General features: G+C 70.3%; 17 protein-coding genes. 9 read left to right on the top strand and 8 right to left on the bottom strand.

Annotated features, from left to right (window positions below; genetic code table 11):
* Positions 1 to 217 precede the first annotated feature (217 nt).
* Both BUS84_RS25160 and BUS84_RS25155 read right to left on the bottom strand, forming a co-directional pair.
* Positions 218 to 1,222 (bottom strand): CU044_5270 family protein, encoded by a 1,005-nt coding sequence (locus BUS84_RS25160; protein ID WP_074316109.1) that lies wholly within the window; start codon positions 1,220 to 1,222, stop codon positions 218 to 220.
* Positions 1,222 to 1,773, bottom strand: a complete 552-nt coding sequence (locus BUS84_RS25155) for an RNA polymerase sigma factor (RefSeq protein WP_074316107.1) — start codon at positions 1,771 to 1,773, stop codon at positions 1,222 to 1,224. The genes BUS84_RS25160 and BUS84_RS25155 overlap by 1 nt, the downstream gene beginning before the upstream one ends.
* Before the next feature lie 232 nt (positions 1,774 to 2,005).
* On the opposite strand from BUS84_RS25155, the gene BUS84_RS25150 reads away from it, so the two are divergent.
* On the top strand, positions 2,006 to 2,638 hold the full coding sequence (locus BUS84_RS25150; RefSeq protein ID WP_074316104.1) for a TMEM175 family protein: 633 nt from the start codon (positions 2,006 to 2,008) through the stop codon (positions 2,636 to 2,638).
* A 167-nt stretch (positions 2,639 to 2,805) separates the two neighbouring features.
* Here the strand turns inward: BUS84_RS25150 and BUS84_RS25145 are convergent, their stop codons facing one another.
* The 3 genes from BUS84_RS25145 to BUS84_RS25135 all read right to left on the bottom strand — a co-directional run bounded on the left by BUS84_RS25145 (position 2,806) and on the right by BUS84_RS25135 (position 6,034).
* Positions 2,806 to 3,453 carry a 2'-5' RNA ligase family protein gene (locus tag BUS84_RS25145; protein ID WP_143728502.1) on the bottom strand — a complete coding sequence of 216 codons (648 nt, stop codon included), beginning with the start codon at positions 3,451 to 3,453 and terminating at the stop codon, positions 2,806 to 2,808.
* Positions 3,454 to 3,603: 150 nt separating this feature from the next.
* Positions 3,604 to 4,548, bottom strand: coding sequence for an acyltransferase domain-containing protein (locus tag BUS84_RS25140; RefSeq protein ID WP_074316102.1), 945 nt, complete (start codon positions 4,546 to 4,548; stop codon positions 3,604 to 3,606).
* Positions 4,549 to 4,738: 190 nt separating this feature from the next.
* Positions 4,739 to 6,034, bottom strand: a complete 1,296-nt coding sequence (locus BUS84_RS25135; protein ID WP_074316100.1) for an outer membrane protein assembly factor BamB family protein — start codon at positions 6,032 to 6,034, stop codon at positions 4,739 to 4,741.
* A gap of 98 nt (positions 6,035 to 6,132) precedes the next feature.
* Between BUS84_RS25135 and BUS84_RS25130 the strand changes: the two genes are divergently transcribed.
* Together BUS84_RS25130 and BUS84_RS25125 are read left to right on the top strand one after the other, a co-directional pair.
* The gene (locus BUS84_RS25130) at positions 6,133 to 6,834 is read left to right on the top strand and encodes a site-specific integrase (RefSeq protein ID WP_244298726.1); all 702 of its coding nucleotides are present in this window, start codon (positions 6,133 to 6,135) and stop codon (positions 6,832 to 6,834) included.
* Between the two features lie 352 nt (positions 6,835 to 7,186).
* A complete protein-coding gene (locus BUS84_RS25125; RefSeq protein WP_074316098.1) occupies positions 7,187 to 7,990 on the top strand; it encodes an HAD family hydrolase in 804 nt (267 codons plus the stop codon).
* Between the two features lie 169 nt (positions 7,991 to 8,159).
* Here the strand turns inward: BUS84_RS25125 and BUS84_RS25120 are convergent, their stop codons facing one another.
* Positions 8,160 to 8,906 (bottom strand): Fic family protein, encoded by a 747-nt coding sequence (locus BUS84_RS25120; RefSeq protein ID WP_074316096.1) that lies wholly within the window; start codon positions 8,904 to 8,906, stop codon positions 8,160 to 8,162.
* 386 nt (positions 8,907 to 9,292) lie between these two features.
* Here BUS84_RS25120 and acs point away from each other — a divergent pair, with 386 nt between their 5' ends.
* From acs to BUS84_RS25090, 6 genes are all read left to right on the top strand, one after another.
* Positions 9,293 to 11,257, top strand: coding sequence for an acetate--CoA ligase (gene acs, locus BUS84_RS25115; RefSeq protein WP_074316094.1), 1,965 nt, complete (start codon positions 9,293 to 9,295; stop codon positions 11,255 to 11,257).
* 230 nt (positions 11,258 to 11,487) lie between these two features.
* Positions 11,488 to 11,943, top strand: coding sequence for a hypothetical protein (locus tag BUS84_RS25110; RefSeq protein WP_244298725.1), 456 nt, complete (start codon positions 11,488 to 11,490; stop codon positions 11,941 to 11,943).
* Positions 11,944 to 12,314: 371 nt separating this feature from the next.
* Positions 12,315 to 14,621 (top strand): immune inhibitor A domain-containing protein, encoded by a 2,307-nt coding sequence (locus tag BUS84_RS25105; RefSeq protein ID WP_074316092.1) that lies wholly within the window; start codon positions 12,315 to 12,317, stop codon positions 14,619 to 14,621.
* Positions 14,622 to 14,945: 324 nt separating this feature from the next.
* Entirely contained in the window at positions 14,946 to 17,369 is a 2,424-nt protein-coding gene (locus BUS84_RS25100) for an immune inhibitor A domain-containing protein (protein WP_074316090.1), read from the top strand.
* Between the two features lie 107 nt (positions 17,370 to 17,476).
* Positions 17,477 to 17,971, top strand: a complete 495-nt coding sequence (locus tag BUS84_RS25095) for a hypothetical protein (protein ID WP_208869728.1) — start codon at positions 17,477 to 17,479, stop codon at positions 17,969 to 17,971.
* A gap of 103 nt (positions 17,972 to 18,074) precedes the next feature.
* Positions 18,075 to 19,007: an alpha/beta fold hydrolase gene (locus tag BUS84_RS25090; RefSeq protein ID WP_074316088.1), complete on the top strand. Its 933-nt coding sequence runs from the start codon at positions 18,075 to 18,077 to the stop codon at positions 19,005 to 19,007.
* Positions 19,008 to 19,011: 4 nt separating this feature from the next.
* Here the strand turns inward: BUS84_RS25090 and BUS84_RS25085 are convergent, their stop codons facing one another.
* Together BUS84_RS25085 and BUS84_RS25080 are read right to left on the bottom strand one after the other, a co-directional pair.
* Positions 19,012 to 19,377 (bottom strand): hypothetical protein, encoded by a 366-nt coding sequence (locus BUS84_RS25085; protein ID WP_074316084.1) that lies wholly within the window; start codon positions 19,375 to 19,377, stop codon positions 19,012 to 19,014.
* On the bottom strand, positions 19,374 to 22,301 hold the full coding sequence (locus tag BUS84_RS25080) for an SseB family protein (RefSeq protein ID WP_074319091.1): 2,928 nt from the start codon (positions 22,299 to 22,301) through the stop codon (positions 19,374 to 19,376). The genes BUS84_RS25085 and BUS84_RS25080 overlap by 4 nt, the downstream gene beginning before the upstream one ends.
* Positions 22,302 to 22,431 lie beyond the last annotated feature (130 nt).

The following is a 22,431-nucleotide window of genomic DNA, read 5'->3' as shown; positions in this document are numbered from 1 at the left end:
CCTCCAGCGGTCGGGCTCGGGTGTGCCGCCGACCCTGCTCGGGATCCGCCCCGCAAACCGCCCCGGCCGCGCTGCCTGTGGATAACGTCGCGGGCTGTGGACAACCCCCGGCGAGACAGTTGATCTGCTACGTGCGCGGCCAGTCCGGCCGATGCTTCCGCCTTCGGTGGAATGCGCAGCGGGGCCGCTCCCGAGGGAGCGGCCCCGCTGTCCTCGGTCAGCCGAGGCGGTCGGTCCAGTCGGTAGCGATGATCACTTTGTACGAGCTGATCCGGACAGGCGCGAGCGTCAGCCGCTCGTGGGCGAGCAGTTCACCCGTCCTCGCGTCGAAGATCAGCAGAGACTGCGCGTCGTGCGGGCGATCGTCGAAGGTGACCGCGACGCCCGTCCGGCCGGCACGGTCCGTCACCTGCCCGCGCCACCGGAAGCCGGGAACGTCGGCGAGGACCCGCAGGATCTCCGCGCGGGTCTGACGCGGTACGACGTACCGCCCGTAGATCGTGCTGACCTCCTTGCTCACCGCACCCGCGCCGTACGCGGCCTTCAGCAGTTCACGCAGCTGCGACCGGTCAGCCGACGGAGGCGTGAGGGCCCTGGGTGGCAGCGGGACGGTGGCGGGTGCGGGCGTGCCGGCGACGGCGGGACCCTTCCCGAGATTGCGCCGCCAGTAGTCCCGGGATTCCTGGTCGGGGTACTGCGGTTCCAGTTGGACGGTGACCTGGTTACCGGTCCCGTCGGCGGCCTGCCAGACCTTCGTCTCGTTGGCGAAGGCGACATGGTGTCGGCCGTCGGCGGAGGTCATCACCGGGTCGCCCCACAGCTTCGTGTGGTGGTACATGTAGCGCCCGCTGCGGTTGTCGTACTCCGTGTCGACGAGTGCGCCGGCCAGTGCGCGCAGCTGCGGGCCGGCCGCCGGCGGGTCCGAGTCGAACTGGTACGCGACCGGCACGAGCACCGATCCCGCTGCGGCACCCGGCACGTCGGAGGTGTCCGCCTCCTCGAACGGCTGGAGCACCGCCACGGCGCCGGCCGCGACCGCCAGCGTCCCGGCCGCCAGGACCAGCCGGCGGGTCGGTCGTACGCGTCGATGGCCGACGGCCGACTCGGTGGCACCGGCGCGGTCGATCAGATCGCGCGCCGAGACCAGCGGTGGCGCGACGGCGATGTTCCGGGCCGGGTCGACCGGGCCGAGGAGGGTACGCGTTCGCTCTGCTCCGAACATCACAGATCCTCTCGAGTGGTCGCCAACACCGCGCGCCGGGGCGGGGCGGGCTGGTCTGACATGGCTTCGGTGAGGCGACAGCGGGCACGGTGCAGGCGCACGGCCGCGGTCGCGCGGGTACAGCCGAGCACCTGGGCCGCCTCGGAGACCGTCAGCTCCTCCCAGCCGATGAGCCGGAGGATCTCCTGATCGAGGTCGCCGAGCGTGGCCAGGGCCACCCGGACGTCGGTGACCCCCACGGTCACGTCGGCGCCGGAAGGGTGCACCGTCCGATTCAGGTCGGCGTCGGTGATCGGCAGGACGTCCGGAGCGGCGCGCCGGGACCTCCACTGATTCGCCAGCAGGCGCCGGGCCACCCCGTAAAGCCAGGGCAGGCTGCGTTCCGGCACCTCACCGCGACGCCGCCAGGCGACGACGAAGACCTCCTGGGCGAGCTCCGCCGACGCGTCCCCGTCGCCGAGTCGGCGCAGGCCGTACCTCACGATGTGCGCGTACTCGGCGGCATAGAGGCTGGTGAACCAGGCCTCGTCGCGTCTCTCCGGTGGACCCACCCGAACTCCCCACTGCCTCGGCGACTCTCACCCTGGCTTGTGTCGCGAGTGGCCCGAGGATTACCGCAGCATGCGGTCTGCGTTGCTGGCTGAGGCTCTCCAGCCGACTGCTCCCCTGGCTCACGGTGTTGGGTGACACGCCGCACGGCTGCACGAGTAGCCGTGTCCGGTGTCTCAGGCTTGGGCGGTGGCAGAACCTGTTCGCGAACCAGGAAGGCCAACGGCCTTCGGCGTGGAACGCAAACCCGTGCGGCTCGTCGCCTTCAGCGACGCGGTCTTCGCGATCTCCATCACCCTGCTCGTCCTGGAGATCCACCCGCCGGAGGACACCCGGCACCTGACCCACGGTCTCGCTGCGTTGTGGCCGTCCTACCTGGCTTACGCTCTCACCTTCCTTCTCATCGGTCAGGTGTGGGCCAACCACCACGTCATGTTCGACCACCTCCGCGGCGTCGACCGGGTAGTGCTGTTGCTCAACACCCTGCTGCTGATGACCATCGCGTTCCTGCCATTCGCCGCTTCCGTGCTGGCCGCCGCGTTCCGCGACGGACATGGGCAGCGCACCGCCGTCGTCTTCTACGGCATCGCACTCGGAGTGGCAGCTTCTCTTTTCAACGCGATCTGGGCGTACGCGCGACGTGATCACCGGCTGCTGGGCACCACCGTCGATGCCGCCGCTGGGAGAGCCATCAGCAGGCGTTTCCGGATCGCACCCTTCTGGATCGCCGCCGGAGTGGTGCTGGGTGCCCTGGTCCCCGTCCTCGGCGTGGCCGTGATCACCGCGTTGATCCCCTTCTACTGGCTGCCAATCGCGGGCGAGATCGCCCGGCCGAAGCGGCGGCGCGGTGGCGGCGGTCGGGGGTGACCCTGGGAGAGGGAGCGTCGTTGGGGAGGACAGGGGCCGCTACCTCGATCGTTCCCACCCGTGCTGAAGCCAACCGGGCTTGTCCTCCCTATGCGCGGTTCCACCAACGGCCCACCAGGTCCCGCGCCACCGGGTAATCGTGCAGGCGTTCGAACACCCGTCGCTGCTCAGCGCCCGATACGCACCGGCTCCGACCGGGTCCACTCGTACATCCGGTGGTCGCGGTGGAACTCGAGGAGACCTACGTGATCAAGGTGCACCACGACGGGCTCAGCCTCAACCTGCTCCAGCGCCGCTGCGATGGGTTCCGCGGGTTGGGCGGCGTTGGAGTATGCGACGCTCACATGCGGTCGGAAGCTCTGCACGCGCCCGGGCGCCAACTCCGCGTTGTCCTCGCCGAGAACATGAGCGAGCACGTCCCGCACCGCGTCCCGCACGGCCGCGATGGGGGCCGGTGGATCGGCGGGGAGGTAGACAGCCTCCTTACGGACGACAGGCCGGTGGAACGTGACGACAGGCGCGGGTAGCTCCGCGAGCCTCTCTCGGATCCCATGGCTCAACCGTGCGACCTGCTCGTCGTCCAGGTCGTCCAGGAAGCCGATCCCCTGCATGGTCAGGTGAAGCCAGGTGGAGGGGATGAGGTCGAGGGCGGGAAACGTTCGTAGTGCCTCCTGGTAGCGCCACGCCAGTTCCGCCAGCTCGGCATGCTCTCCGATGGCGAAGTGGCAGGCGTAGTAGTGGCGTCCCGCCTGCCAGCCTGGCCGCCACCACCAGTGGTCCTGCATGTTGTCGACGTACTCGATCGGAGCGGGCATCTTCTCCCCCACCTGGATGTCCGAGAGGCCCCTCGGCGTCTTCGGGTTGCTGATTTACCGCGTGGTCATTGTTCGCAGTTGAAGGTTCAGTTGCGTCGTTGGGCTGGTGCAGGCCGGCCGTCCCTGGTGAAACAGGCGCCAGGGGTGTGGCTAGATCGGGAAGCGGCCGCGGCGCCACTGCCAGTGGCGGCCGGCTTTCAGGTGGTCGACGATCGCGCGCTGGAGCACGGTGCGGCGCGGCAGCTGGTCGAGCGGCGTGGTCAGGGTGCGGAACCCGAACCGCAGCACCTCGACGTCGGCGTCCAGCCCTTCCGGCTCCTCGTAGGGCTCCAGCTCGAACCTCCGCTGAAACTGGACGATGTTGGAGTCCGCGGGCAGGTACTCCAGCAGCTGCGGGTCGAGCAGCCAGGAGCCGCAGGAGAACGCCGTGTAGCGCTCGTCGGGAAAGTGGCGCGGGAAGAACGTGCGGGCCTCGTCGAGCGATGCCGCGACCGCCTCCGGGGTCAAGGGCCCCGAGTCGGGGATGTGCAGGTCGATGGCGCTGCCACCGCGCTGGTGCTGCAGTCGGCCCAGCTCGTAGATGCCGCCGCGCGCGTGCAGCGTCAGCCAGCTCTGCATGACCGGCCAGCCCTCCCGGTGCATCCGCCGGTCGATCGCGAGGTTGCGGCCCAGGTCCGCGAGGGTCACCCACGACACGGCATCGGCGACGCCGTGGTCGCGGTGGTATCCCGTGACGACGTCGACCAGGGCCAGGTACGCATACACGTAGAGATGCCGCCAGGCGGGGCCCCGTTCGCGCGGTAGCGCCGGACCGGGCGACAGCCAGCCGTGGCCCCCGAGATCGGCGCGGACCAGGGCGATCGAGCGGTCGAGCAGCCAGCGCAGCTCCGGGGTCCACAGTGGGGAGCCGGTGTCGGGCCAGCCCGCCATGATCTCGGCGGCGTCGTCCGGCCGCACTGCGAGCTGGTCGAGGATCGCGGGCGCGTCGGCCTTGGCGGGCAGCGGAGCCGACGGCCGGTCGCCGGCGAGCCGGTGCACGTGGTCGATGTCCTCGACGGGGACCCCGAGCCGGGAGGCGGTGTCGTCCAGATCCACGCGGACGACCCTACCGACCGGCGGGGCCGCCTCTTCCGAGCACATCAAGAGGCGGCAGCGGCTACCCCGAGCGTGGCGATCCGCATCGGCTCACCCTCGGCGCCGCAAAGGCCATAGCACTGCTATTCATTCCCGAAACAATCCGCAGGCAGCAAATCGTCGTGCTTACGGCGTGCCCGGGACAGTCAGGTTATTGGGGGGTGTACCGCCAGATCTGGATCGCGCCGTGGATTGTGGTGCAGACCAGGTAGGTCTGCTCTGGTGTGCTCGCCTGGCACTGGTCGCGGACCACGTCGGGCAGCCAGGCCACTGACCGGACCGTGTTGGTCCGCTGGTGCAGAACCCCCAGCCAGGCGCCGATCCGGCCCACTTGGTATCCGGCGAACAGGTTGCCGGCCGGGCCGTCGGAAATCGGAATCCACCGCCCGGGTATTGGATGCGCCTTCCCGCTGCGGGCCTCGATCAGTGTCAGCCGTTCGCTGCCGCGGTAGCCGGTGACGATCAGCACGCCGCCCGGGATGGTGTCGGGGAGCCAGATGGCGCCGGCCCAGGTGTCGGCCCGCCAGCGGATCGACCCGGTGGCCGGGTCGATGGCGGTGAGGTTGGTGCCGCCGACGCAAATCATCGGGCCGCAGCGCCCGAACCGAAAGCTCGGCTCGGGAATCGTCGCCTGCCAGGTCCGGGCCAGAGTGGCCGAGTCGTAGGCGGTGATGACAGTTCCGTCGCCGGCCGTGATGAAGGTCAGGACCAGCCGGTCGATGCCGAGCACGGCCTCCGGGCTGCGCGCCGGGTCGCCGATGGATGCCGGCAGCTTTCCGGTACGCAGCGTCTGCCCGCTGGCCTCGTCGAGGATCCGGATCGTGCCGTCCGGTTCCCAGTTCACGACCCAGCCCAGGGTGTGCTGACCGGCGCTGTCCAGCGCGACCGTGACGTTCGTGCCCGCCGAAACCTGCCTGGACCAGTCGGGCTGGCCGGACCCGATGGTGAGCAGTTGAAGGCCGGCGTCCTCGGAGAAGAGCAGCATCCGTTGGTTGTCGGGGAGGAACTCCACTCCGGTCACACCGGCCCGTTGCCAGCGGATCTGACCGGTACCAACATCCAGCACGGTCAGCGAGGTGCCACCCCAGACCAGGAGAACCCCGGCGCCGGGAACCGGTTGTAGCACCTCGTTGCCTGCGTTCAGGGTGGTCTGCCACAGTCGCGCACCGTTGGTGACCCGGTATGCGGTGATCACCACTGGCGAACCGTCCTGGCTGCGCACCGTGAAGACGCGGTCGTCAGTGAGCTGGAAGTTGACGCTTCCGCCCACGGCCAGCAACCGAATGGGCACCAGGCTCGGTTGCGGGACCGCCGAGCCGCCGGCCAGCAGAGTCAACAGGACCGCGGCCGCCAAAAGCCCCACCAGGCGCGGAGCAGATCGCCGCCGCGCGTGGTCGGGCCGATCGGGCCGGATCGACCAGTCCTCGCCCAAGTCGATTACCTGCATTGCCCTCTATCTTGAGCCATCGGACAGTCGGCGTGCAGCCAGGTTGCGGCCAGGTCCTGGCTCGTCACGATCAGCCTTCCGGAGAGACAGACGATTTCGTGTCGGCTCTGCGCTGGGGTGAGTGCGCCGGGCTGACGTGGTCCTCAGTCGACCTCGACCGGGCATCGCTGCGCGTGGTCCAGGTGGCCGAGGAGACTCACGGCGGAATCGTGCTACGCCCGTACCCGAAGAGTCGCGCCGGGGTGCGGACCGTGCCGCTGCCCGGCTTCCTCCTGGCCGCATTCCGCGAGCTGCACACCGCCGCCGATGATCCGGACCCGCGCACGCTGGTCTTCCGCGACCGGGTGGGGCGGCCACTGCGGCGGTCGAACTTCCGGCGTCGGGTCTGGCTGCCCTCGCTGGTCCGCGCCGGGCTGCTCGGCCAGGTCGCCAACACCGGCCCGCACCGGTACCGCGCGACCTGGCCGGACCGGGAGGGCGTGGAGTGGTCGGCGGAGTTCACCACCGAGCGGGAGGCCGTTGCCTGCGTGGCAGCCAAGGCTGCCGGCGGGATGCGGTTCCACGACCTGCGGCACGCCTACGCCACCTGGCTGGTCACCGACGGCGTCCCGATCAACCTGGTGCAGCGGGTCATGGGCCACGAACAGGCGTCCACGACGCTCAACCGGTACACGCACACCCCAGACGACTACGCCGCCCGTGTTCTGGAGGCGTTTGACAGCTCTGCTGCCTCTCTGCTGCCTCCGACCGAGGAAATGCCCTCGGACGGGGCCTTCGACGCGGACGTGGACGACCTGTGACCTGGGCCGCAGCGCTCACCCCGGAAAGGGACGACCCCCGTCGGGGGGAGACGGGGGTCGTCGAAGGTTCGGCTCCGGGGGGGTCGAGCCGAACCACTCGACGGTCACGGGGGGTGCAACCGCCGAGGGTCTGTCTGTTTTCCGAGATATGAAAGCTCGTCGTGCGGACAAGTCTGCCTGAGCGGGCCGGTCACGTCGAGTGCGTGTCTACTCCACTCACTGCGAAAATCTCCTCGCGGAGTGTGAGCGTGATCACGCTGAGCGGAGGTGGTGGCGCCGGCCCGCAGGTCCGAGGGGTGGCCTGACCCCGGGCACCCGCCGACCATAGACCATCCGGCTAGACTTTCGCGCCGTGGGCCGAAGTGCCGCTTTCTTCGATCTGGACAAGACCGTCATCGCCAAGTCGAGCGCCCTGGCGTTCGGTCGGCCGTTCTACCGGGATGGGCTGATCACCCGGCGTGACGTGGTCAAGTCGGCGTACGCGCAGCTGATGTTCCGGCTGGGCGGCACCGACGAGCACACCATGGCCCGAACACGGGACTACCTGGCCGCGCTCTGCAAGGGCTGGCCGGTAGAACAGGTCCGCCAGATCGTCGCGGAGACGCTCCATGAGCTGATCAACCCCTACGTGTACGCCGAGGCCGCCGCGCTGATCATGGAGCACCAGGCTGCCGGCCGGGACGTGGTGCTGGTCTCCGCCTCCGGCGAGGAGATGGTCCGGCCGATCGGTGAACTACTCGGGGTGACCGACGTGATCGCCACCCGGATGACGGTGCGGGACGGCCGGTACAGCGGCGAGGTCGAGTTCTACGCGGCCGGCCCGAGCAAGGTCGAGGCGGTCAGCGAGCTGGCCACCGCACGCGGCTACGACCTGGCCGACTCGTACGCCTACTCCGACTCGTACAGTGACCGACCGCTGCTGGAGTGCGTCGGCCACCCGAGTGTGGTCAACCCGGACCGGCAGCTGCGCAAGCTGGCCTCGGAGAACGCCTGGCCGGTGCTGGAGTTCCGCCACCCGATCCCGCTGGGCCGTCGGTTGCGGGAGCGGCCTGCCGTCCCGGTGGCTGCGGCGGCCCTGGGGGTCGGCGTGGGCGTGGCCATCGGCATCGCCTGGTACGGCCGGCATCGTCGCACCCGCGCCGCCGCCACCGCCTGACCTCCGCACCCCACCCCACCCCACGGGTCGATCAGGGGATTGTGGTGGGCGTGTTGGTGCTCTTCGCGTTCTTTGTGAGGCACCACAACCCCATGATCGACAGGAGCGAGGGCGGGAGGCAGGGCGGGGCGAGGCAGGGCGGAGCGGAACAGCGGGGCTGCGGGCGGGCTCAGGCGGCGGCGAGGATCTCGTCGCCGATGACGGTGAGCTGGTCGGCGCCGACCTCCACGGCCGCCATGTAGTGGCGCAGCCAGGAGCGCAGCCCGTCCGGAGTGCCGGTGGCGAAGGCGCCGGCCGAGCCGACGTACTCGGGTTCCCGCTCGTGGTGACCGACGTCGACGGCGAGCAGGCCGCGCGGGTCGAGGCCGCTGGCGAGCAGCACCAGGCGGGCGGCGCCCCGGGCCACCACACCGGACGGCCCGGCGAACGGGCGCAGGTTCAGCAACTCCCCGTGGACCACGGCGGCGAGCACCAACGGGGAGACCTTCGTGCCGCCGGCGACGAGCCCGGCCAGCCCGTCCAACCGGGCGGCGACCACGGGGTCGGTCACTGGTCGACCCAGCTCGTCCTCCGGCACCATGTCCCGGGCAGCGAGCACGTGCAGCTTCGCGAGGGCCTGCCGGGGGGCCTTCGGCCAGAGCTCGCTCAGCCCGGGCAGCGCCCCGGCGACCCGCAGCGCCCCCTGGAGCACCGGGTCGGTGACGGTGCCGGCGCGGACCGCCTCGCGCTCGTGCGTGGCCCCCTCCAGGGCGGCGCTGGCCACGGCGGACCGGAGGCTGACCTCGGCCGCGACCTGCCCACCGTGCCGGCGCAGCGCGCGGTGCCCGAGCGCCTGGTCGAACCGTTCGCGGGCCCGCTCGACGGCTGGAGCGATGTCGGCGAGCGCGAGCAGCGGGGCGAGCGGGTCGGTGGTCACCCCGCCACGCTAGCGACCCGGCCCGGCCTTCCGGGCCGCACCCGGCCGCAACGCGACCCGGGCCACCGCCCGCTCGACGCCCGCCTCGGGCAGGCAAGGTCGACACGAGGTCGCCGATATCGCGGCGTCCCAGCCGCCGGGATACCGCGACATCGCCAACCTCGTGTCGATCAAGGCCGGCACGCGGACACAGGCGCGCCACAGCGGACACAGCCGCGCGACGGCGAGCACGGCCGCGCTACGCGGGGACACGGCAGCCGAGGCCGTCGGGCGCTCGGCGGGGGCCGCTCGGCGCGACGGAGCGGGCAGCGGTCGCCTGCTGGAAGCCCCACGACTACCCTCGTGCCCAGCGAGACGCAGGTCACCCGAGGACGAGGAGTCACGGCATGAGCGAGGCATTGGCCAATCTGCTGAACGAGACGCGCCAGTTCCCCCCGCCGGCCGAGCTCGCCGCGCACGCCAACGTCACCGCCGACGCGTACGCCGAGGCCGCCGCCGACCCGCTCGCCTTCTGGGCGAAGCAGGCGGACCGGCTGGCCTGGTCGAAGAAGTGGGACGAGGTGCTCGACTGGTCGAACCCGCCGTTCGCCAAGTGGTTCGTCGGTGGGCAGCTCAACGTGGCGTACAACTGCCTGGACCGGCACGTCGAGGCGGGCCGGGGCGACAAGGTCGCCATCCACTGGGAGGGCGAGCCGGGCGATACCCGCACCATCACCTACGCCGACCTGCACGAGATGACCTGCCGGGCGGCGAACGCGCTGACCGAGCTGGGGGTCACCGCCGGCGACCGGGTGGCGATCTACCTGCCGATGATCCCGGAGGCGGCGGTCGCGATGCTGGCCTGCGCCCGGATCGGCGCCGCGCACAGCGTCGTCTTCGGCGGCTTCTCCGCCGACTCGCTGAGCAACCGCATCCAGGACGCCAGCGCCAAGGTGGTGATCACCGCGGACGGTGGTTACCGGCGGGGCAAGCCGTCGGCGCTGAAGCCGACCGTGGACGAGGCGGTGGCGAACTGCCCCTCAATCGAGCATGTGCTGGTGGTCCGCCGCACCGGCGAGGACGTGGCCTGGTCGTCGAAGGACCGCTGGTGGCACGAGACGGTGGAGACCGCTTCGGCCGAGCACACGGCGCAGCCGTTCGACGCCGAGCACCCGCTGTTCATCCTCTACACCAGCGGCACCACGGCCAGGCCGAAGGGCATCCTGCACACCACCGGCGGCTACCTCACGCAGACGTCGTACACCACGCACGCGGTCTTCGACCTGAAGCCGGAGACGGACGTCTACTGGTGCACCGCCGACATCGGCTGGGTGACCGGCCACTCCTACATCGTGTACGGGCCGCTCTCCAACGGCGCCACCCAGGTGATGTACGAGGGCACCCCGGACACCCCGAACAAGGGCCGGTTCTGGGAGATCGTCGACAGGTACGGCGTGAGCATCCTCTACACCGCCCCCACCCTGATCCGGACGATGATGAAGTGGGGCGACGACATCCCGGCCGGCTTCGATCTGTCCTCGCTGCGGCTGCTGGGCAGCGTCGGCGAGCCGATCAACCCGGAGGCGTGGATGTGGTACCGGCAGCACATCGGCCGGGGTGAGCTGCCCGTCGTGGACACCTGGTGGCAGACCGAGACGGGCGCCATCATGATCTCGCCGCTGCCCGGGGTGACCGCGGCCAAGCCGGGCTCGGCGATGACGCCGCTGCCGGGGATCGCGGCCGACGTGGTGGACGACCAGGGCCAGTCGGTGCCGAACGGTGGTGGCGGGTACCTGGTGCTGCGCGAGCCGTGGCCGTCGATGCTGCGCACCATCTGGGGTGACGACAACCGGTTCCTGGAGACCTACTGGAGCCGGTTCGAGGGCATGTACTTCGCCGGTGACGGGGCGAAGAAGGACGACGACGGGCACATCTGGCTGCTGGGTCGGGTGGACGACGTGATGCTGGTGTCCGGGCACAACATCTCCACCACCGAGGTGGAGTCCGCGCTGGTGTCGCACCCGTCGGTGGCCGAGGCGGCCGTGGTGGGCGCGACCGACCCGACGACCGGCCAGGCGATCGTCGCCTTCGCCATTCCGCGGGGCAGCACCGACATCGCCGGTGAGGCCGGTGAGCAGCTGATCGCCGACCTGCGCAACCACGTGTCGAAGACGCTCGGCCCGATCGCCAAGCCGCGGCAGATCATGCTGGTGCCAGAGCTGCCGAAGACCCGCTCCGGCAAGATCATGCGCCGGTTGCTGCGCGACGTGGCGGAGAACCGGTCGCTCGGCGACGTGACCACGTTGCAGGACTCGTCCGTGATGGAGCTGATCTCCTCCGGGATGAGCGGCGCGAAGTCCGACGAGGACTGACGGCAGGCGTACACGTCGGAGGGTGGCGGTCCGTGCGGACCGCCACCCTCCGTCATTTCTTTCGGGTACGGCGCGCACTGCCTGACCAGTGTCACATCGGTCGGTCGGAGGAGCGTGGAGAAGCTGAACGGACACACGCGGCAGGTCGCCTCTGTCCTTTCGACCGGTTGTGATTTAGGTTCACCAGGTTCGAGTAGTTCGACGTAGATCACTTCGTGAAGGACCCGTCGGTGACGGACAACCTGCCCAGCCGTCCGCAGTCGGCGAACGCGGCGTTCACGCTGCAGAAGACGTACCCCTCCAACGAGTGCCTGGAGGCGGCGGACGAGCCGTACAGCGCGTACTGCACGAAGTTCAAGGCGCAGGCGCCGGTGAAGTCCTTCACCGATGCCAAGACCTGGTACCCGGGCATCGAGATGCGCGACGGGGCTGCGTACGCGCGGGACAACGACGCCTCGGTGGTGCTCCCGTCGCGGGACAACGCGCCGTACACCACCCGGGTGACCCACCCGGACGGCAGCCCGGCGCCGGAGTTCTACGGCGTAACCCTGGGCGGCGGCGCGATCGTGCTGGGCACCGGTGACCCCGGCGACCAGCGCGTCAACTACGGCGTCTCGCTCACCATCAAGAAGGCGGCACGGGACAACTCGTCCGCCACGGTGTACGTGACCCCGGCGAGGAACTGACCGCAACAGGCCGTCGTCGGACGGACCAACGGGCGGCCAGCCCGGAGCACCACGCTCCGGGCGGGCCGTTCCGCGTTCGGGCCCACCGCACGGCGTGACGTTTCCGTCGGTTCGGGCGCTACACATCGGGAACCTCATAATCCCGTGCAGAATTGACGATCGTGACAGAACCGTGATGTAAATAGTTGCCTCAGGCCACGACTATTCCGTCACGATTTGTCGCCCCAGAACCCTCCAAAACCACCTTCAGCCCACTTGATCGACTCGTGACAACCGGCCGGACTCTCTGTAAAGGTGTGTGGCGCACATCATGACAGTGATTGCTTCGACGATCGCTGTCATGTAACACAGGTCCACAAAGGAGGAGACCTTTGAGGAGACGAGTCACAGCCGGTCTGGCCACTGCCACGGCCGCGCTGCTGGCGGCGGGAGTCGTGGCGACGCCGGCTTCCGGCGCCCCGGCGGCGAACCCGACCCCCTCATCCGACAAGGCGGAGCACGGCCGGGACAACCTCCCCGACCCGAAGGCGGATCAGCAGCGGGAGATCCGCAAGCAGGCCATCGCCGACCTGCTCTCCGGCAAGGCCAAGCTGGAAACCCGCAACGGCTCGAAGGTCATCAAGATCAAGGACCGGTTCGTCGAGTACCAGCAGCCGCCGAAGGTCGACCCGATCTTCACCATGCTGGTGAACTTCGGCGACAAGACCGACCCGCGCACCGGCGGGGCAGCCGGCCCGGTGGTCGGCCAGATCCAGGAGCCGGACCGGAACTGGGACGGCGGCGCCACCGACGACAACAGCACCTCGTGGTCGTCGAACTACGACCGCCAGCACTACCTGGACATGTTCTACGGTAGTAGCGGCGAGTCGATGCGGGACTTCTACCTGAAGCAGTCCGGCGGCCGCTACACCGTCGGCGGCGACGTCAGCGACTGGGTCACCGTGCCGTTCAACGAGGCGCGGTACGGCTCCAACGCCATCCCCGAGAGCGACGGCTCGTGGAACTTCGTCAAGGACAGCGCCACGTCCTGGTACGACGCCCAGGTCAAGGCCGGCAAGACCCCGGCCCAGATCAAGGAGTACCTCTCCCAGTTCGACATCTGGGACAGGTACGACTTCGACGGCGACGGCGACTTCAACGAGCCCGACGGCTACATCGACCACTTCCAGGCGGTGCACGCCGGTGAGGGCGAGGAGGCCGGCGGTGGCGCCGAGGGCGAGGACGCCATCTGGTCGCACCGCTGGGGTGCCTTCACCGACCTCATGGGCAAGGCCGGGCCGGCCGGCAACCTGGCTGGTGGCGTGCAGATCGGCGACACCGGCCTCTGGATCCGCGACTACACCACGGAGCCGGAGAACGGCGGCCTGGGCGTGTTCGCCCACGAGTACGGCCACGACCTCGGCCTGCCGGACTTGTACGACACGGCCGGCGGCGACAACGGCGTGGGGTTCTGGAGCCTGATGTCCTCCGGTTCGTGGCTGAGCCACGGCAAGGACGACATCGGGACGACCCCGGGCTACATGGACCCGTGGTCGAAGCTGTTCCTCGGCTGGCTGAATTACTCCACGGTGGAGTACGGCAAGGGCACCTCCCAGGTGACGCTCGGGCCGGCCGGTGACAGCGACGGGCCGAAGGCCCAGGCGGTCGTCGTCAACCTGCCGCCGCAGGAGCAGACCAGCACCTACAACACGCCGTTCGGTGGGTCGAACGAGTGGTGGGGCGGCAGCGCGGACAACCTGAACAACAGCCTGACCCGCCAACTCGACCTGACCGGCGCCAGCTCGGCCTCGATCAACGCCAAGGCCTGGTACGACACCGAGGAAGACTACGACTTCTTCTACGCCGAGGTGTCGACCGACAACGGCGCCACCTGGGCGTCGCTGAGCAGCCCGCTCAACGACGTCGGGGAGACCGGTCTCGACGGGTCGTCCGGCGGCAAGTGGGTGGACCTGAACTACGACCTCGCGGCGTACGCCGGAAAGGCCATCCAGTTGCGCTACCGCTACCAGAGCGACGGCGGCAAGCACCTGGCCGGCGTGTTCCTGGACAACATTGCGCTGGTCAAGAACGGCACCGCGGCGTGGACCGACGACGCCGAGACGCTGGCCGCCGAGTGGACCGCCCGGGGCTTCACCCGGATGGGTGGCTCGGTGACCGACTCGTACCCCCGCTTCTACATCGCGGAGAACCGGACCTACTTCGGGTACGACGACGCCCTGCGGACCGGTGGGTACAACTACGGCTTCACCAACACCCGGCCGAACTGGGTGGAGCGGTACGCGAACCAGCCCGGCATGCTGGTCTGGTACGTGAACTACGCCTACGGCGACAACAACACCTCGGAGCACCCGGGGTACGGCCTGGACCTGCCGGTCGACGTCCGCCCGGGCGCGATCACGGTCAAGGGCCAGGGCACCATCACCAACCGCCGTAGCGGCTTCGACGCGACGTTCAGCCGGTACGACAAGCCCGCCCAGACCTTCCACCTCAACGGAGTGCCGGTCAGCCTGCCGAAGTTGAAGGCCAACCCGGTCTTCGACGACAGCGCGGTGAGCCGCTACTGGACGGCGGGCAACGAGCAGAACTCGGTGAAGGTGGCCGGCAGCGGCACCCGCATCGAGATCGTCAAGCAGGGCACGAAGCCGACCGACGAGATGATCGTGCGGATCAGCAACTGATCTTCAGGTAGGTGAGTGGGGCCGGTGGCGGATACGCCGCCGGCCCCACTGTCGTATGCCCGATCGCATTGATCGAAATGCCTCACTGCGCAACACTGCCGACCGATCCATCCTGGTCAGCGCCGCAGATGAAGCCCGGGGGTGTGACGGTGAAAAGCATTCCCAACAAAATCTTGCAATAAATCGACGCTCGCGTCTTCCCACCCGTCCCGGCAGTGTCTATGTTCACCATTGGTCCCGCTAGTGGGATCGATCTATAACCGGCCCGTACCCCCGTAGGGCCGGGTTCCCTCACACCGGAGGTACCACGTGCGCAAAGTCGCAGTGGGTCTGCTCGGGCTCTCACTGACGGCGACAGGCCTGGTCTTCGGCCCGTCCGCCTCGGCGGCGCCTCAGCCCAAACTGCCGGCAGCAGCTCCGTCCGCCGCCGAACCGCAGTCATTGAAGGACGAACTCCCCGACAAGCTCGAGGACAAGCGTCGCGAGCTGCGTCAGCAGGGTCTCAGCGACGTGTTGAGCGGGCGTAGCAAGCCGATCGAGCGCAACGGCAGCACGGTCGTCAAGGTCGGCGAGACGAACGGCACGGGCACCAGCGCCCGCACCTTCGCCGGCGCGAAGAAGTCCAAGGACCAGTACGTCGAGCTCAAGCGTGAGCGGACCGACAAGATCTTCGTGATCCTGGCCGAGTTCGGGGACCAGCGGCACCCGTCCTACCCGGACAAGGACATGAACCCGGACATCGCCGGGCCGACGACCTTCAACGGGCCGCTGCACAACCAGATTCCGCAGCCCAACCGGGCCGTGGACAACTCCACCATCTGGCAGCCGGACTTCAGCCCGGCGCACTTCCGCCAGGTGTACTTCGGCACCAACCCGGGCGACGAGTCGCTCAAGCAGTACTACGAGGCCCAGTCCTCCGGCCGTTACACCGTCGACGGCATGGTCACCGACTGGGTCAAGGTGCCGTACAACGAGGCCCGCTACGGGCGCTCCGACGATCCGATCCCGGACCCGGAGCCCGGCGAGGAACCGGACCCGCGCGACGACCTGGCGGTCTGCCCCGACAACGTCTGCTCGAACACCTGGGCGCTGATCCGCGACGCCGCCAACCAGTGGGTCGCCGACCAGAAGGCCAAGGGCCGCACCGACGCGCAGATCGCCGCCGACATGAAGTCGTACGACCAGTGGGACCGGTTCGACTACGACGGCGACGGCGACTTCAACGAGTCGGACGGCTACATCGACCACTTCCAGATCGTCCACTCCGGTGGCGACCAGGCCGACGGTGACCCGCACCAGGGTGAGGACGCCATCTGGAGCCACCGCTGGTCGGCCTTCAACAGCTCGCCGGTCGGCCCGCCGAACTTCCCGATCGGTGGCACCCAGATCGGCAACACCGGCGTCTGGATCCGCGACTACACGATCCAGCCGGAAAACGGCGGCCGGAGCGTCTTCTACCACGAGTACGGCCACGACCTGGGCCTGCCGGACGACTACGGACCGGCGGACAACAACAACGAGCACTGGACCCTGATGGCCCAGAGCCGGCTCGGTGCCAAGAACGACGCCGGCATCGGCGACCGTGGTGGCGACCTGGGTGCGTGGAACAAGCTCCAGCTTGGCTGGCTCGACCACGAGGTGGTCGTGGCGGGGCAGAAGCGCACCCTCGACCTCGGTCCACAGGAGTACAACTCGGCCAAGGCACAGGCCGCGGTGGTGGTGCTGCCCCAACGGGAGTACACCTTCAACTACGGTCAACCGTTCCAAGGCTCGAAGCAGTATTTCTCCGGCAATGAGGACAATCTCGACAACGCCATGACGAGGACGTTCGACTTCACCGGGAAGTCGAGCGCGTCGATGTCGCTCAAGGGCAAGTACAGCATCGAGGCGGGCTTCGACTACCTCTACTTCGAGGCGTCAGTTGACGGCGGGAAGACCTGGACGGACTTGAACGCCACCGTCAACGGCCAGCCGATCGGCACCGACGGCGCCAACCGCCCGGCCCTCGCCGGCAGCAGTAACGGCGCCTGGGCGGACATCCAGGTCCCGATGGACTCGCTCGCCGGCAAGATGGCGCAGTTCCGCTTCCACTACGTCACCGACGGCGGCGTCTCGGAGGGCGGCTTCTTCGGCGACGCGATCACCGTGCTGGCCGACGGCCAGACGGTGCTCAGCGACGGCGCCGAGAACGCGGACGCGGGCTGGGCCCTCGATGGCTGGCAGGCGGTGGGTGCCACCTACACCCGCCTGTTCGACAACTACTACATCGCGGGCAACCGCTCGTACGTCTCGTACGACAAGTACCTGAAGACCGGCCCGTACTTCTTCGGCTACGCGAACACCCGCCCGGACTGGGTGGACCACTACGCGTACCAGGAGGGTCTGCTCATCTCGTACTGGAACACCCGCTGGACCGACAACAACACGGTCGCCCACCCGGGCGAGGGCCGGAACATGTACATCGACGCGCACCCGCGCCCGATCTACAACCTCACCGGTCAGCCGTGGCGGGCCCGGGTTCAGGTGTACGACGCGCCGTTCAGCCTCAACAAGGCCGACTCGTTCACGTTGCACCTGAACAGCCAGCCGCAGTACATCCGCGGTCAGGCTGCCGAGCCGCTGTTCGACGACACCAAGAAGTACTTCTACGAGGAGCTGCCGAACCACGGCGTCAAGCTTCCCGCAACCGGTGTCAAGATCAAGGTTCAGGAGCAGGACGGCACCTCGATGAAGATCCGGATCAGCTGACACTGATCCCGCACCAACCAGCGACGCCCGGGCAGGTCACCTGCCCGGGCGTCGCCCTTTCAGCGCCGACAAGGGAACCCCGTGACCTGCCGCAACGTCCCACCATCGTGCCTCTTCCCGCACGCGTCATCCTGACGGCGGCCGGCCTCGCCGCGCTCGTCCTGCTGCCCCTCACCGCCTGTGCCGACGCGGAAAACCCCAACCCCACGGCCGCTTCGGCCGCCGGCACCCCGACCAGCGGTAGCCCGACACCCGGCCCGCCCACCCCCGCGGCTTCCGCGTCGCCGGTTTCCCCGTCCGGGCGCACCGCTACACCGCCCATGTCGCGCACCGTCCCGCCGACCCTCGGCACTCCGCCGAAGCCACCCAGACCGACGGAGCCGACCGACAAACGGGCCACCGGCCTGATCGCCGGACACATCACCCGAGGCGGTTCCGGTCCCTGCTACGGGCTCGTCTCGGAAGACGGCGTCGAGTACGCCCTGCACGGCCCCGGCGCCGGCGACCTCACGGAGGGAAGCTTCGTCACCCTCCGGATCAGCGCCCGGCCGTCCGGAGTCGACTGCGGCCCGGGCGTACGCGCCAGCATCATCACTCGTTGACCCGGCCCCGAACCCTCTTGTGGTAGGGGACAACCCGGGCTTCTCCCTGTTCAACGTGACCACCAGGGCCGGTGGGGACGACCGGGGTCCTAGGCTGTCTGCCATGACCGACCAGCGCGGCGGAGCCGTCGACGAGTCCTGTGTCCTCACCGAGGGGCCGTGGACGCACCGCTTCGTCGGCGCCAACGGCACCCGGTTCCACGTGGTCGAGGCCGGCACCGGGCCGATGGTGCTGTTCCTGCACGGCTTTCCCGAGCACTGGTGGGCGTGGCACCAGATGCTGCCGGCGGTCGCCGACGCCGGCTTCCGCGCGGTCGCGGTGGACCTGCGCGGCTACGGCGCCAGCGACAAGCCACCCCGGGGGTACGACGGCTACACCCTCGCCGCCGACATGGCCGGGCTGATCCGCGCGCTCGGCGAACGGTCGGCGACCCTGGTCGGCAGCGGTGTCGGCGGCATGGTCGCCTGGACGGTGGCCTCATTCCACCCGTCGCTGGTCCGCCGGCTGGTGGTGCTCGGCGCACCCCACCCGCTGCGGCTGCGCGCCGCCATCTTCGCCGACCCACGCGGCCAGTTCGCCGCCTCCACCCCGGCGCTGAAGTTCCAGCTCCCCCGCTACGAGCACGTGCTGACCCGGGACGGCGCGGCGGCCGTGACGGAGATCCTGCACCGCTGGGGCGGGCCACGCTGGGTGGCCGGGCCGGACTTCGAGGCGTACGCCGAGCGGTGCCGGGAGGCGATGCGCATCCCGCAGGCCGCGTTCTGCGCGCTGGAGGGATACCGCTGGGCGTTCCGCTCGCTGCTGCGGCTGCACGGCTACCGGTTCGTCCGCCTGATGCAGAAGCCGCTGGTCACTCCGACGCTCCAGCTGCACGGCGCGTTGGATGTCGCCGCCCTGCCGCGTACCGCCCTGGGTTCCGGCCGGTACGTCGTCGCGCCGTACGAGTGGCGGCTGCTCGACGGGGTCGGGCACTTCCCACACCTGGAGGCGCCGGAGCTGGTGCTCGGCGAGATCCTGCGCTGGGCCAAGTCCTGACCGGTCAGACCCGCTGCTCCCGCAGGTCGCTGACCTCGGCGGCCGGCGCCCAGCCCTGGTAGACGCCGAAGTCGAACACCTCCAGCCGCATCGCCTCGGCCACCGGCCAGCGGCCACCGGTGTACTCCACACGCAGCCAGGCGTCGTGCTCGCCGAGCACGATGAACGGCTGCCCCTGCCAGGTGCAGGTGGTCCGCACGTACGCCAGGTCCTCGATCTCGCTCGCCGGCAGCACCCGCACGTACCGGCCGGCGCGAACCTCCTCGAAGCCCTCACCCGGCTCCGGCTGGTAGAGCCGGATGTCGTCGCCATCCGGGCTGGCCTGGTATTCCCGACCCTGCCAACGGGCCACGTAGCCGTCCCGCATCACGCCTCACCGACCCGTCGCCACAGCAGCGCGTCGGTGTCGAGCACCGCAACCACCCGCTCGGTGCCGTCCGCGCCGATCCGCCATAGTTGCGCGCCGTACGGCAGCCGCGCGCTGTCCACCTTGAACTCCGCCACCACGTCGCTGCTCTCGCCCGGTGCGAAGCCGTTGCCCCGGAACGGCGGGCGCTCGATGACCCAGCCCTCCATCGCGCGCATCGCCGGCTCGTTCTGACCCCCGTAGGGAATCCGGTAGAGGCTCGGCCGGTGCGCCGGCCAGCGCAGCACGTAGATCTCCTCGGCGTCGCGGGCGAACGGCGAACCCGGGTAGCTGAGGCCCAGCGCGTCGTACAACTGAGCCGGCGTGGTCAGGTGTGCCAGCTCACCGGCCCGGTGCACGAAGCCGGACACCCGGTCGTACCCCCGGTCCAGGTAGTACGCGAGCTGGCTGGGCGCGATCGCCTTCTGCATCACGGTCGGTCGGGCCGGGTCGACCGCCGCCGGGGCGTACCGGGGGCGGGCCGCTGGCTCCGCCACGACCGGCGGCTCCTCCGGGTCCACCTCCAGGTCGTCGCCGAGCCCCACCTCCGCCGCCCAGTTGGCCAGCGCGACGATCTGCTCGCCGGGCAGCTTCGCACCGACCGGCGTGCCCGGGTTGACGGCGAACGACCAGTCCTCGTCCGGCCAACGCCGGATCAGTTGGGCGAACTTCACCCGGACGATGTCGACATCGCCCTCGGCGTGGTCGGCGAGACGCTCCGGCGAGGTGTAGACCACCACGTACGTCTCGCCATCCAACTGCTCGGTACGCCAGACGAAACCCGGGTCGCCCGGGCGGCTGCCGCGCACCGAGTCCGGTGCCGCGGGCAGCAGCACCCGGGCCAGCAGCAGGGTGGACAGGAACGTGTCCGTGCTGCCGGCGCTGGCTGCGCCGAGCAGGTCCTCCTCGACCGTGTTGGCGGGCAGGAACTCGACCGGCACCGAACCCTCGGCGGGACCGTGCTGCCCGTCGCCGGCCGCGCGGTGCACCATGTCGTCGGAGTCCGACCGCGCCGGCTCCGCGCCGCTGTCCGCCCGAGGCGGTTGGCTGCCGAGGCCGGGGCTGACCTGCTCATCCGTGACGTCACTGCCGGCCTGATCCGTGCCGTTGATGTCGACCGGTGGACCGCCGAGGTCCGCGCGATCTCCCCCCGCGGGGCGGACACCGACCAGGTCGTCGGCGCGCACACCACCCGGCGCGGCGTCCGCCGGACCAAAGCCGCCCGGACCGGCCTCCGCCGGGGCGAACGGACGCGCACCGGAGGGCGGCGGACCGTAGGGCCCCGGGCCGAACGAGGGCGGGCTGGAAGACGGTGGACCGAACGACGGCGGGGCGGCGGACTGCGTACCGGAAGTGGGAGGGACGAACGACGGCGGGGTGGCCGGCTGCGAGCCCGGCTGCCCGGCCTCGCTGCTCGCCCCAGCCGGGTCGGTGAGGTCGCGGGACTCGATGATGGTGCCCTCGATGACGATGGGCGTGAAGCCACGGCGCGGCGCGGGCGGGCCGGAGACCGGTTCCGCGATGGACGCGGGCAGCTCCTCCGCCGGCTCGAACCGGCCCGGATCGCCGGGCCGGCCGCGCGGGATCGCCTGGGTCTCGTCCGCGGAGGGATCGGGCTGCCCGGCCCGGGTCAGCGGTGGCTCGCCAGTGGCCCGACCGGGCGACCGGAAGGCGCGGGTGGGCTGCTCCGCAGGCGGGGCCGGCCGACGGGGCGGCAGGGGCTGGGTGGTCTCGTCATCCGGCGCCGGTGCTCGTACTCCTCTGGACGCCCCCAGGTCACCGGCCGGCGACCGCAGCGGCCGGGTGGCGTCCGGATCCGGCATCGGAAAGGCCACCGTCGCGCCATCGCCGGCCGGTTCGTCGGCCGGACGGCGGCGCGGAAAGGGCTGGCTGCCCCGCCCGAACCGGGACGGCGGCGCCGCGCGGTCGCCGGGTCGGCCCCCACCCGAGGTCGGGCCGGCCGCCCGGTCCCGGTCGGACGCGGGTTCGAAGAAGGAGCGCCGGCCACCCTGGGCGCTGCCGTTGCCGGCGGCCGGGCCGTCGGCGTCGGCGCCCGGCCGACTCGCAGGCGGCCAGCCCGGGCCGGGAGCCGGCTGGTCGGCCGGGACGGCACCGGGGTGGTCGGCGGGCTTCAAAGGCGCGAATCGGGACGCGGCGGGCCGGCTCGTGCTGGGTACGGACTCGGCGCCCGGACCGCCGGGTCGGGGCGGGCCGGTCGGGTACCGCTGACCGGCGGCGGGCATGTCCTCTCCGCCGGATCGCCGCGACACTTCACCGGGGCCGGGCGTCCGGGACGACGTGCCGGGCGCCATCGGAGCGCCCACCCGGGGCACCGCGCCCCGCGTCGGTGCGGGACGCCCGGGCGGGGTCGCCACCGGGTCGGACCCGGACGACGTGGACCCGGTGGAGGTCGAGACGTCGCGGCCGGCCACACCGGTCCTGGACCGGGCGAGGGTTTCCGCGCGCTCCAGCCGGGCGCGGGCACCCATGGCGCGGCCGGGCAGCCGGACGTCACCCCGGGACAGCTGGGCGACGAACCAGGCCGGCAGGTAACCCTCGACGGGCAACCCCGGATTGACCGCGAGCCACCACTCGTGGTTGGGCCAGCCGACCGCGAGGTCGGTGAACGGGATGCGCCGATTGCTGCCGGCATGCTCGCCGAGGCAGGTCCGCAGCGCGGCAGCGGAGGTGAAGGCAAGGACGTGGGTCCGGCCGCCGGTGGTCCAGGTGCCCCAGCCGGGGGGTGCCTGACCGGGCAGTGCTGGCGCGGAGACCGGCAACAGCAGATCGGTGCGGGACAGGAGCCGGAAGTACAGCTCCTGGTCGTTGGCGCGCAGCGCGTCCCGCATCGCCACCTCGGCCTCCGTGGCCGGCTCCCATTCGGTCACGGCCACCTCTCCTTCCGAGAACAGGCCACAGGTATCGCGTACAACCTACAAGGTGGTATCAAGATCACAATGGCTGGCCGTCGGCGGTCTGCCGGGGCGCCGGTGAGGCGATAACATCCCGTCCCGGAGC

Source organism: Micromonospora cremea, assembly GCF_900143515.1.
In the GTDB taxonomy this organism is placed as follows: Bacteria; Actinomycetota; Actinomycetes; order Mycobacteriales; family Micromonosporaceae; genus Micromonospora; species Micromonospora cremea.
This window is presented reverse-complemented; position numbering and strand designations above follow the sequence as displayed.